At 67.3% G+C, this 12,139-nt stretch carries 6 protein-coding genes and 1 tRNA gene; 6 read left to right on the forward strand and 1 reads right to left on the reverse strand.

What is annotated here, in order from left to right; all coding sequences use genetic code 11:
- Positions 1-16 precede the first annotated feature (16 nt).
- The 4 genes from gyrB (at position 17) to EV375_RS18630 (ending at position 5,695) form a co-directional block, all read left to right on the forward strand.
- Entirely contained in the window at positions 17-2,113 is a 2,097-nt protein-coding gene (gene gyrB / locus EV375_RS18615) for a DNA topoisomerase (ATP-hydrolyzing) subunit B (RefSeq protein WP_130300430.1), read from the forward strand.
- 103 nt (positions 2,114-2,216) lie between these two features.
- Positions 2,217-4,856: a DNA gyrase subunit A gene (gyrA, locus tag EV375_RS18620; RefSeq protein WP_130300431.1), complete on the forward strand. Its 2,640-nt coding sequence runs from the start codon at positions 2,217-2,219 to the stop codon at positions 4,854-4,856.
- A gap of 3 nt (positions 4,857-4,859) precedes the next feature.
- Positions 4,860-5,552: a DUF3566 domain-containing protein gene (locus tag EV375_RS18625; RefSeq protein WP_130300432.1), complete on the forward strand. Its 693-nt coding sequence runs from the start codon at positions 4,860-4,862 to the stop codon at positions 5,550-5,552.
- Positions 5,553-5,621: 69 nt separating this feature from the next.
- A tRNA-Ile gene (locus EV375_RS18630) sits at positions 5,622-5,695 on the forward strand.
- Between the two features lie 605 nt (positions 5,696-6,300).
- Here EV375_RS18630 and EV375_RS18635 read toward each other — a convergent pair.
- Positions 6,301-7,515, reverse strand: coding sequence for a helix-turn-helix domain-containing protein (locus EV375_RS18635; protein ID WP_130300433.1), 1,215 nt, complete (start codon positions 7,513-7,515; stop codon positions 6,301-6,303).
- 661 nt (positions 7,516-8,176) lie between these two features.
- Here EV375_RS18635 and EV375_RS18640 point away from each other — a divergent pair.
- Positions 8,177-8,746 carry a hypothetical protein gene (locus EV375_RS18640; RefSeq protein WP_130300434.1) on the forward strand — a complete coding sequence of 190 codons (570 nt, stop codon included), beginning with the start codon at positions 8,177-8,179 and terminating at the stop codon, positions 8,744-8,746.
- A 392-nt stretch (positions 8,747-9,138) separates the two neighbouring features.
- Positions 9,139-12,135, forward strand: coding sequence for a glycosyltransferase (locus EV375_RS18645; RefSeq protein ID WP_130300435.1), 2,997 nt, complete (start codon positions 9,139-9,141; stop codon positions 12,133-12,135).
- The last annotated feature ends 4 nt before the right edge of the window (positions 12,136-12,139 follow it).

The raw sequence follows: 12,139 nt of genomic DNA on the forward strand, positions 1-12,139 counted from the left end.
ACCCCGGAGTCGGTCTGTGCTGTGCCAGAAAGGGCGCTTCGTGGCCGATTCCGGCGATCTCAACGAGTACGAGAACAACCCCACTGACACCGGTGCCCCGCTCGTCGACGGCGCCGGCGCCGAGGTTCCCCCCGTGGGCCCCCCGGTGTCGCCGGTGTCCGCGGTTGCGGAACCGTCGTACGACGCGAGCGCGATCACGGTCCTCGAGGGCCTGGAGGCGGTGCGCAAGCGCCCTGGCATGTACATCGGGTCGACCGGTGAACGTGGTCTGCATCACCTCGTCCAGGAAGTCGTGGACAACGCCGTGGACGAGGCCATGGCCGGTCACGCGGACACGATCGACGTGACGCTGCTCGAGGACGGCGGAGTCCGGGTCGTCGACAACGGCCGCGGGATTCCGGTGGGCATCGTGCCGTCCGAGGGGAAGCCGGCGGTCGAGGTCGTGCTCACGGTGCTGCACGCGGGCGGCAAATTCGGCGGCGGGGGCTACGCGGTCTCCGGCGGTCTGCACGGCGTCGGCGTCTCCGTGGTGAACGCGCTGTCGCAGCGCGTGGCGGTGGAGATCAGGACTGACGGCTACCGCTGGACGCAGGACTACAAGCTGGGAGTCCCCACGGCGCCGCTGAAGCGCAACGAGCCCACGGACGAGACGGGCACCAGCGTGACGTTCTGGGCGGACCCGGAGGTCTTCGAGAGTACGGAGTACTCGTTCGAGACGCTCTCGCGCCGCTTCCAGGAGATGGCGTTCCTCAACAAGGGCCTCTTGATCGAGCTGACGGACGAGCGTCCCGAGCATGTGGACGAGGACGGCAACCAGCTCAAGGTCCGCTACCACTACGAGGGCGGCATCTCCGACTTCGTGCGCTATCTCAACTCCCGCAAGGGCGAGTTGGTCCACCCGACGGTGATCGACGTCGAGGCCGAGGACAAGGACCGGATGATCTCGGTCGAGATCGCGATGCAGTGGAACAACCAGTACAGCGAGGGCGTGTACTCCTTCGCCAACACGATCCACACGCACGAGGGCGGTACGCACGAGGAGGGATTCCGTGCGGCGCTGACGGGGCTGATCAACCGTTACGCGCGCGACAAGCGCCTGCTGCGCGACAAGGACGACAACCTCACGGGCGAGGACATCAGGGAAGGCCTGACGGCGATCATCTCCGTCAAGCTGTCGGAACCGCAGTTCGAGGGTCAGACGAAGACGAAGCTGGGCAACACGGAGGCGAAGACCTTCGTGCAGAAGATCACCCACGAGCACCTGAGCGACTGGCTGGACCGCAACCCGAACGAGGCCGCCGACATCATCCGCAAGGGCATCCAGGCGGCGACGGCGCGCGTGGCCGCGCGGAAGGCGCGCGATCTCACCCGCCGCAAGGGCCTGTTGGAGACGGCGTCGCTGCCGGGCAAGCTGAGCGACTGCCAGTCGAACGACCCGGCGAAGTGCGAGATCTTCATCGTGGAGGGCGACTCGGCGGGTGGTTCGGCCAAGTCCGGCCGCAACCCCGAGTTCCAGGCGATCCTCCCGATCCGCGGCAAGATCCTGAACGTGGAGAAGGCGCGCATCGACAAGGTGCTGCAGAACGCCGAGGTGCAGGCGCTGATCTCGGCGTTCGGCACCGGCATCCACGAGGACTTCGACATCGCGAAGCTGCGCTACCAGAAGATCATTCTGATGGCGGACGCCGACGTCGACGGCCAGCACATCAACACGCTGCTGCTGACGCTGCTGTTCCGCTTCATGCGGCCGCTGGTGGAGGCGGGCCACGTCTTCCTCTCGCAGCCGCCGCTGTACAAGATCAAGTGGGGCCGTGACGAGCATCAGTACGCCTACTCCGACCGTGAGCGGGACAGCCTCATCCAGCTCGGCCGTGAGCAGGGCAAGCGGATGAGGGACGACTCGATCCAGCGGTTCAAGGGTCTGGGCGAGATGAACGCCGAGGAGCTGCGCATCACCACCATGGACTCCGATCACCGGGTGCTGCGCCAGGTGACGCTGGACGACGCCGCGGCGGCGGACGACCTGTTCTCGATCCTCATGGGCGAGGACGTGGAAGCCAGGCGCTCGTTCATCCAGCGCAACGCCAAGGACGTCCGGTTCCTGGACATCTGAGCCTCGACATCCGAGCCCGTCGCACCTAGTGGCGCCCGCAGGCACGCACTCCGTCGCCGGAGTCCGGTGCGCCGCACACACACTGAAGGACTTGAGCTGAGCAATGGCCGACGAGATTTCCCCCACCCCTGAGGTCCCCGAGGGCGACGGCGTCGAACCGGTGGTCCCCGGCGACCCCGCGCCGGTGCAGATCGAGGGCACGGCCTCGCGCGTCGATCCCGTGAGCCTCGAGACCGAGATGCAGCGCTCGTATCTCGACTACGCGATGAGCGTGATCGTCTCGCGCGCGCTGCCGGACATCCGCGACGGTCTGAAGCCGGTGCACCGGCGGGTGCTGTACGCGATGTACGACGGCGGCTACCGGCCGGAGAAGGGCTTCTACAAGTGCGCCCGTGTCGTCGGCGACGTCATGGGCACTTACCACCCGCACGGCGACTCCTCGATCTACGACGCGCTGGTGCGCCTCGCCCAGACCTGGTCGATGCGCATGCCGCTGGTGGACTCGAACGGCAACTTCGGTTCGCCGGGCAACGACCCGGCGGCGGCCATGCGGTACACCGAGTGCAAGATGACGCAGCTGTCGATGGAGATGCTGCGTGACATCGACGAGCAGACGGTCGACTTCCAGGACAACTACGACGGCCGCAACCAGGAGCCGACGGTCCTGCCGGCACGCTTCCCGAACCTGCTGATCAACGGCAGCGCGGGCATCGCGGTCGGCATGGCGACGAACATCCCGCCGCACAATCTGCGTGAGGTGGCCTCCGGCGCCCAGTGGTACCTGGAGCACCCGGACGCTTCCAACGAGGAACTGCTCGATGCGCTCATGGAGCGCATCAAGGGCCCGGACTTCCCCACGGGCGCGCTGATCGTCGGACGCAAGGGCATCGAGGAGGCCTACCGCACCGGGCGCGGCTCCATCACGATGCGCGCGGTGGTGGAGGTCGAGGAGATCCAGGGCCGCCAGTGCCTGGTGGTGACCGAGCTTCCGTACCAGGTCAACCCGGACAACCTCGCCCTGAAGATCGCGGAGTTGGTGAAGGACGGCCGGGTCGGCGGCATCGCCGACGTACGGGACGAGACGTCCTCGCGCACGGGGCAGCGGCTGGTGATCGTCCTCAAGCGGGACGCGGTCGCGAAGGTCGTGCTGAACAACCTCTACAAGCACACCGACCTGCAGACGAACTTCGGCGCGAACATGCTGGCGCTGGTGGAGGGCGTGCCGCGCACGCTGTCGCTGGACGCCTTCATCCGGCACTGGGTGACGCACCAGATCGACGTCGTCGTCCGAAGGACGCGTTTCCGGCTGCGCAAGGCCGAGGAGCGGGCGCACATTCTGCGCGGGCTGCTGAAGGCGCTCGACGCCATCGACGAGGTCATCGCGCTGATCCGGCGCAGCCAGACCGTCGAGGACGCGCGCGGCGGACTGATGGGGCTGCTGGAGATCGACGAGATCCAGGCCAACGCGATCCTCGAGATGCAGCTGCGGCGGCTTGCGGCCCTGGAGCGTCAGAAGATCACCGCCGAGCACGACGAACTGCAGGCGAAGATCAACGAGTACAAGGCGATCCTGGCCTCGCCCGAACGTCAGCGGCAGATCATCGGCGAGGAACTCGGCGCGCTGGTGGACAAGTTCGGTGATGAACGCCGCACGAAGCTGATCCCCTTCGAGGGCGACATGTCCATCGAGGACCTGATCGCGGAGGAGGACATCGTCGTCACGATCACGCGTGGCGGCTACGTGAAGCGGACGAAGACCGGCGACTACCGGGCGCAGAAGCGCGGCGGCAAGGGCGTGCGGGGCACGAAGCTCAAAGAGGACGACATCGTCGACCACTTCTTCGTCTCGACGACGCACCACTGGCTGCTGTTCTTCACGAACAAGGGCCGTGTCTACCGGGCGAAGGCTTACGAACTCCCCGACGCCGGACGGGACGCGCGCGGTCAGCACGTGGCGAATCTGCTGGCGTTCCAGCCGGACGAGCAGATCGCCGAGATGATCGCGATCCGCGACTACGAGGCGGTGCCCTACCTGGTTCTCGCCACCAAGTCGGGTCTGGTGAAAAAGACTTCGCTGAAGGACTACGACTCCCCGCGTTCCGGCGGAGTCATCGCGATCAACCTCCGGCAGATGGACGACGGACGTGACGACGAGCTGATCGGCGCCGAGTTGGTCTCCTCCGAGGACGATCTGCTGCTGGTGAGCCGCAAGGCCCAGTCGATCCGCTTCACCGCCACCGACGAGGCCCTGAGGCCCATGGGACGTGCGACTTCTGGTGTGAAGGGCATGAGTTTCCGTGAAGGTGACGAACTGCTCTCGATGAACGTCGTTCGTGCGGGTACGTTCGTATTCACCGCCACGGACGGCGGTTATGCGAAGCGCACCAACGTCGACGAGTACCGCGTGCAGGGCCGGGGCGGTCTGGGAATCAAGGCCGCGAAGATCGTGGAGGACCGGGGTTCGCTGGTGGGGGCGCTGGTGGTCGAGGCGAACGACGAGATCCTCGCCATCACGCTCGGTGGCGGTGTGATTCGTACACGCGTGAGCGAAGTCAGGGAGACGGGCCGTGACACGATGGGCGTCCAACTGATCAACCTGGGCAAGCGGGATGCGGTCGTCGGTGTTGCCCGCAACGCCGAAGCCGGCCGCGAGGCCGAGGAAGTGGAGGCGGCTGTCGAGCCCGGCGGGTTGCTGGGCGAGGAGCCGGCGGCCACGTCGAGCGAGCCGGACGACGAGGAGTAAGGCGTGAGTGGTGCTCAGCCGCAGCCCCATGCGCATCAGGAGGCCGAGCCGCGACAGCAGCCGCCTCAGGAGGCGCAGCCCCTGCCTCAGGCGCAGCCGCACCGTCCGCCGCAGGCGTACCCGGCTCCGCCGGTGACCCCGCCGACGGCGGGCACGACTGCGGGACCGGCTCCGGCCGCGACGGGGGCCTCGACAGCGGGGCCGGCTGCTGGCGGGCACCAGTACGGTGCGGGCACCGCCACGGAGACGGGCACCGGCTCGGGCGTCGGTCTGGGCGCGTCGGCGAGCGCCGTGCGCAAGCCCCGAACCGGAGCCCGTACGGTGCCGCGCACGCGCAAGGCGAGGCTGCGCGTGGCCAAGGCCGACCCGTGGTCCGTGATGAAGGTCAGCTTCCTGCTGTCGATAGCGCTGGGCGTGTGCACCGTCGTGGCGGTGGCGGTGCTGTGGATGGTGATGAACGCAATGGGCGTCTTCTCCGCCATCTCCGGCACGGTCAGTCAGGCGACGCAGTCCGGCGACGGCGGCTTCGACCTGGAGGCGTTCCTGTCGCTGCCGCGTGTGCTGCTTTTCACGACGGTGGTCGCTGTCATCGACGTGGTCCTGGCCACGGCTCTGGCGACGCTGGGTGCCTTCATCTACAACCTGTCGGCGGGCTTCGTCGGCGGCGTCGAGGTCACCCTCGCAGAGGACGAATGAGCAGCAGGATCAGGCCCCTGGACGGATTTGGGCACGTGGATGAAGTGCGCTAACCTTTCGGTGCAGCGCGGGGCTATAGCTCAGATGGTTAGAGCGCATCCCTGATAAGGATGAGGCCGGAGGTTCAAGTCCTCCTAGCCCCACAGAAGATGAGCAGGTGGAGAGGGCGTTTTCCCAGCTGGGAGCGCCCTCTTGGCGTTTCTGAGGATTTCCGAGGCGTTGGTCTGCGTTGGCATCACAGGGTCAGCTTTGGCCCTTTCGAGCTTGATCATCTCCCAGACTTCTCCCAAGCGCCCCGCCCGTGAAGCGCAGCTCAGCACACTCCCGGCAGCCGAACCTGGAGCAGGGGATCTTGCTGTAGAACGAGGAGTGGTAGCCGCGGGCCTCGGCGACCTTGGTTTCCCACGTCGTGTACGGCGCGAACCTCGGGAGATCGCCGCCGAACAACGCCGTCAGGGACTCCTTGAGCCGTGTGTACCGCTCCGACGAACGCTCTCATCTGCGACGATCCTTGATCGAAATGATCCAGAGGCATCCCGGGCAGCAGCCCAACCCGGGCCGCAGCTCGACTATCACAATTACCTTCCGCAATGGGGCTGGCCGGCCTCTGAACATCCGCCCCCTTGGCGCACCATCCCCGCAGCCTCGGGTTGAGCTGTTGCGGCAGGTTCGGCAGCGGCTGTTGCAGGACCGCGAAGAACATAACGGGGGTGCCGCTTCGGCCTCCCTGGCAACTCGAACCGCCTCTTCACCCCAGCCCACTGTCCGCCCCGGCAAGGTCTGCAGACAGCAGGAGCAGGGCGAGTTCGGCGCGTAACCGGTGCAGGGGGTGTTCGAGGTCGAGCCCCGTCAGCACGCGGATGCAGCGCAGCCGATAGGTGACGGTGTGGCGGTGGACGTACAGGCTGCGCGCAGCCCGGGTCGTCTGCAGGCCGTGAGTCAGGTAGGCACGCAGGGTCTCGAGGAGGTGGCGGTGCCTGTCGCTCTTACGAAGCGGACCCAGACAAGAGTCGATGAACGCCTCGTGCCGTTGCGGGTCCTGCTCCAGGGCGTCGATGATGGGCAGGATCTGATGGGCCTTGACGTGGTCGAGTCCGTAGTGACGAGCCATTCCCGCGGCGCCGACGGCGTGCCGCGCGGTGCGGGCGTCGTCGTGGTCGACGACGGCGACTCCGTGAGTGGGAAAGCCCTCCGGGACGATGGGGCGGTCACGTGTGTAGCAGATCACCCGGGAATCGGTCACTGCGGCGAGCGCGTGCGGGTTGCAGCGGCGGAAGCGGCGCAGCGCCGCCTCCGCATCGGCGAGCGGCACGCTGGCCAGACACCAGCGCAGTGGGGTGTCGACGTGTTGGGGCACGTCCACCGTGCCGACGCTGTGACCTCGCCCGCCGGTCAGGGTTCTCACCATCTGCTCGACGTCGTCCACCGTGGGGGCTTCGAGGTGGGGATCTCGATAGCCGGCGGCGATCGCGCTGGTGGCCGTGGCCAGGATGCGGGTGAATTTCCCTTGCCAGTCGTCGACTTCGCGGCCGACCATGTCGCCATTGCGAGAGTCTTGCTCGTACCTGTGCAGGCCGTATCCGGCCCGGGAGGCCCTGGCGTTCTTGTGCTCGTGGAAGACCTTGGTGGCGATGGCATCGTCGAGCAGTTGTGCACAGACGTGCTGGAGCAGGACGGCCTCCTCCAGCGGTACGGCCCGGTCGGCGTGTGTGCGCCCGCAGCCGCGGAAGCGAAGGGCGATGTCGGTGCCGGTGACGTCGCCGGCGAGTACGGACAGCCACAGGGTGACGTCCTCCGTCACCTCATGCGCGTCCAAGCGCCCGGTGATGGGCGACAGGTGGGGGCAGGTGAGTACCTGCCGTGCCAGATTGGCGGCATCACGTTGCAGCTTGCGCACCACCCGCACTCGCGCGATAGAGGTGCGGTCCTCCAGGCGAACGGGCACGGGATTCAAGGCGGCCAAGGCGGCGGCTCCTTGTATGAGTTGCTTTGGACGGACGGCAGAGCGAGTTCGCGCCAATAGATGCTTCGGGCGACGGGCGGGTCGGGCTCGTGTGAGTGCATCTTGAACTGGACTCTATGAACGCCGCCTTGGCCTTGTCAGAGCCGATCGGGTGAAGCTCCAGAAGTTAGATGATCTTGCTGTGTCGGACTGCCGCGAAGGCGGCGCAGCGTCAGGCTCTGCAACCGACCGGCACCGCGCCTCGGCGCCGGGCCTCGGCGCCGGGTGGATGGGAACGTCAGGACCACGAGACGTCATTCCCGATAAATGAAATCAAGTCGCGGTGGCCAGGCCCGGAATGATCGTCGCCCTGATGAAGAGCTTGATGAATGCCGTAAGTTGTCCTGGCTGTACCAACCTTGATCACCACCCCACCCCACCCCATCGCGGTAAGAGACATGAAGACGATCCGATCGAGCGGGCCATAATCCAAGAAGCCGCGCCTTCTGCGCCCCGTGCGAGTGCACGACACAGCGAGGGCGATTTTCTACAGGGCGGCCAATATGACGGTGCTCTCCGACTGGTGAAAGTCCTTCGTGCACATCCTGAAGGCAGGTGCGAGAGAAATCATCGGTGGGAAGGCCCTGCCGGCACCGCACCGCGTGGGTCAAAGGAGGCTCTCATGAGGATCGTTACGAGCCAGCCCTGGCGAGCGGGGATGCGCCGAGGGGGTGCCAGGGCAGGTATCACTGCGGCGGTGGTTTTGACCGCGATTGCTGCCTGCGGTGGGCAGGCGGCGTCCGCCGCTGACGCGCCGCCCCACCCCGGCACAGCGCCCAGCGCTTCCGAAGCCGACATTTCCGTTCAGGGAGTGCCGTTCAGGAACGCGGTTCCCGGACAGAACGGATTCCCGGCAGTCAAGGTCACGAACACCGGCGACACCAACGTCCAGTCGGTTCCGATCAACGTGACGCTGGACTCCGAGAGCCTGTCATGGCCGTATACGGAGGTCTATACGGATAGCGGAAAAAGGGTGGCACAGTGTCATCTCGACAAGATCAACAGGAAAATGATGCGTTGTGACACGGCGGAGTTGCACCTCCAACCTGGTAAGTCGGTGACACTGCGCACCGAAGTCACGACCGACGAGAATCTGAGCCCCGGAGAATTGCCGCGGACCGTTTGGAAGGTGGACGGCCACAGTGAAGTCGTCGCCGAGGTGACAATGGTGCACGGCGACGCTGCTCGCTGAACCTGGGTCCGGCCCCGAACCACGGGCGCCGACAGGGGAGATGACGGGTGCCCTGGCCGCCGTGGGGCTGTCTGCACGGTGAGAGTCATCGATATACGAGGGGGTCGATCGGGGTCAGCGTCGACCCCCTCGTGCTGAACGTGAATGTCTATGTTGTCCAGGTGCCCCGGTCGGCCGCTGCCGGCTGCAAAAAAGGAGGGCCGCGTCGTAGGAGGCCCATTTCCATCCGTTCCAGATGGTGCATGCCGGTTACAGGTTCAGTACGGATGCTGGCATCAGCCGGAGAAGAAGAGCAGCCACCGTGGCCATAGATGCGGACCTGCCATTGATCGTCTCTCTCCCCGCTCGCTGGGATGTAGCCCAGCCGATGTGCACCGGAGGGGTGGACGACGATGAACCTACACAGCGCCTTGCCTGCCGCCGAGAACTGGCGTGGGCGCCACGTGGTGGTGTGCGACCGACGCGAGGAGTACCGACCGGCAATTGGCGAGAGCGAGTTCCACAGTACCGAGACCGCGAGGGAACTCCGTCGTGCTGGAGTACGCGTCACCTACCTGACGGCCCGTGCTCGCGGCGCGGCCCGTCGCGAGGCCGCCCCTTACGGAACGGTGGTGCGCCGCGGTGGCCGTTTCACCGCCTGGCTGTTCGTGTTGCTGTGGCTGGCGAGGCACCGTCGCTCCACAGACGCGGTCGTCGACGTGGGGGACGGGGTGCCCTTCTGCAGCCCCCTCGTGCTGCCGCGCCGCACCCCGGTTGTGCTGCTCGTACCTCGAGTGCACCGGCAGCGGTCCACCGGCCGGCTTCCACGCTTCGTGGCCGGCCTCGGGCGCCGATCGGGGTCAGGAGCGGTCCGGCTGATCTACGGGCAGCGCGCACTGTGCACCGTCTCGCCTTGCTCCCGCGCCGGGATCCGCGAGAGGTATGGCTGGCGCGGGCCGGTGTACCTGACGCCGCCGGGAGTGCCGCCCAAGGCGCCCTGGTCAGAGGGCCGGCGGGCGGAGAAGCCCCGAATCGTAAGCGTCGGGCCGCTCGTACCGCACCAGCGCCTCGATCACCTGGTGCGCGCTGTCGCCACTCTGCGGCATCAACTGCCGTCCGTAGAGCTTCACTTGATCGGCGACGGCCCCGCTCGTCCCACCCTCGAGAAAATCGTCGCTGCCGAGGGAGCCAGCGATGTCGTCACCCTGCACGGGAAGCTCCCCGAGGCTGAGACGGACGCTCTGATCACCAGCGCGTGGATCACCGCCCGGGTCACCGAGCACGAGGACTGGAGTACGTCCGTCATGGAGGCCGCGGCAGCCGGAGTCCCGGCTCTCGGGTATGACGTACCGGGCCTGCGGGAGACCGTACTGGACGGCCGCACCGGCTGGTTGCTGAAACCGGGAGGGTGTCTTGCTACCGCCCTGGCCCATTCTCTGCGCACCGTGTGGGCCGAGAGGAGCGCCGCGGTCTGGGGCGCACGGTGCCAGGCGTGGGCCAGCCGTTTCACCTGGACGGCGAACGCCGCTCACCTCCTGGCCGCGCTGACGGCGGAGCACCACCGGCTGCACGGCTCCGTGGCTCAACCCACCGGCGACGCGGGCACGTTGGTCACGTTGCCCCGTACGGCACTTGAGGAGGCGGACCTGACAGCCCTGCGCGTCACCGACCTCGTTGACGTTTCGGCGCCCCGCTCCGCACTGTTCCTCGCGGGAACCGACGAACACGGCGCTGATGCGGTCCTGGAGCGCATCGGGATCGCCCCGGCCACCAAGCACGTCAGCGTCCGTGCCGCCCGCGACGGCGATGCCCTCGGCTGGCAGCACCATGCCCCGGTGCGCACGCCGCTCGCCGCACCCCCTCAGCGCAGATGCCGGACGTGGGCCGTGCGAACGGTGATCGGGCTCGCCGCCCTCTGCATCCTCGCGTTCGCCCTGCGATTGATCGCCATCGACAGCGCCTACGACCTCCACGTCGACGAGTGCTATTACGTCGAGGTCAGCCGCAGCATCGCACGCGGGGACGGACCCACCTACCACGGTGGGTACTTCGCCCTGCACCCTCCCGCCTTCTTCGTCCTGCTGGCCGGCGTCCTCCAAATCACCGGCGAAGGCGGCGACTTGATGACCCTCGTGCTCGGCCTCAGACCGGTCAGCGCCGTCCTCGGCACTCTCATGGTGCTCGCCGCGACCGTCCTACTACGCCGGGCGGCGAGTCCCGCGGTCGCATGGACCGTCGGGTTCCTCCTCGCCCTCGACCCTTTCCTCAACCGCTTCGATAGCCGCGCCATGCTGGAAGCCCAGGCCATGGCCGCCACCGTTGTGGGCCTGCTGATCCTCGCCCGCACTCCGGTCGGCAGTCGCGGCAGGGCTGCGACGGCCGTTGCGGCCGGTCTGGCGTTCGCCGTCGCCATCACCACAAAGGACTGGTACTCCCTGATCACAGTCCTGCCGGTCTGCATCCTCGGGCTGCTTTCCACCGGCGCGGTACGCCGGATGCGGCTGACGGTCGCCGCGGTCGCCGCTGTCGCCTATGGGGGCTATGTCGCCGCGACCGCCGCGACCGGAGGCTGGGAGGCGTGGCGGGCACAGAAACTCGACGGGATCCTCCGCGCATTGGGCGTCAGACAGATCACCGGATTCAGCAGCCCGCACAACACCACGGACCTCTCCGGCCGGCTGTTCGCGCACCTCGTCGACTACCTCGTCCCGTACACCTTGATCGGGCTCGGCGCCTGCGCCACCACCTGGCTGCTGTGGTGCCTCCGCCGTCACCCAGCCCTGTTCGCCGGCTGCTCTGCACGCACGCTGATCACCATCACGGCGGCGTGTTCCTTCCCCGCCGATGCCTACGCCGTCATCTGGGGCACCACCGAGGAGCAGATGTTCTACCCGACGGTCGTCCTCAGCTCCCTCGCGACCGGCCTCGCCGTCCACCTCTTCCCGCAAGCCCGACCCCGATGCGCCGTCCGCACCCGCAAGGGCCGCATCGCCGCGGCACTGCCGCTGCTCCTCGCCGCGCTCGCCCTCACCCTTGACGCCCGCGCCTGGATCGAGATCCACACGAGCTCCGACGACGCGCAGCGGCGCACCCGCGACTGGGTGGACACCCACGTCCCCGGTAACGCGACGATCGCCGCAACCGACGACACCGTGCCACAAGCCATCCCCCGCGCTTCCCAGCGCACCTTCAACAGCCCGGAGGACCTGGCCCGCCTTCGCCCCGACTACCTTGTGGTCTCCAAGGAGCTGATCCGCCAGGGCTACACCACCATCACCCCGGGCCTGTACGCCGAACTCGAACGGTACGCCCGCCTCGTGCATCGCGAACCCGGCGCCACAGCCGAGGCGTTGGAGATCTACAAGCTGGCCCACTCCGCCACGGCACCGACGCCGAAGGACCGGCGATGATCAC

The organism is Streptomyces sp. CNZ301 (assembly GCF_004217425.1).

Coding starts and splice junctions, on each gene's coding strand:
- gyrA (WP_130300431.1), top strand. CDS start 2,217: ATGGCCGACGAGATTTCCCCCACCCCTGAGGTCCCCGAGGGCGACGGC.
- EV375_RS18645 (WP_130300435.1), top strand. CDS start 9,139: ATGAACCTACACAGCGCCTTGCCTGCCGCCGAGAACTGGCGTGGGCGC.
- EV375_RS18640 (WP_130300434.1), top strand. CDS start 8,177: ATGAGGATCGTTACGAGCCAGCCCTGGCGAGCGGGGATGCGCCGAGGG.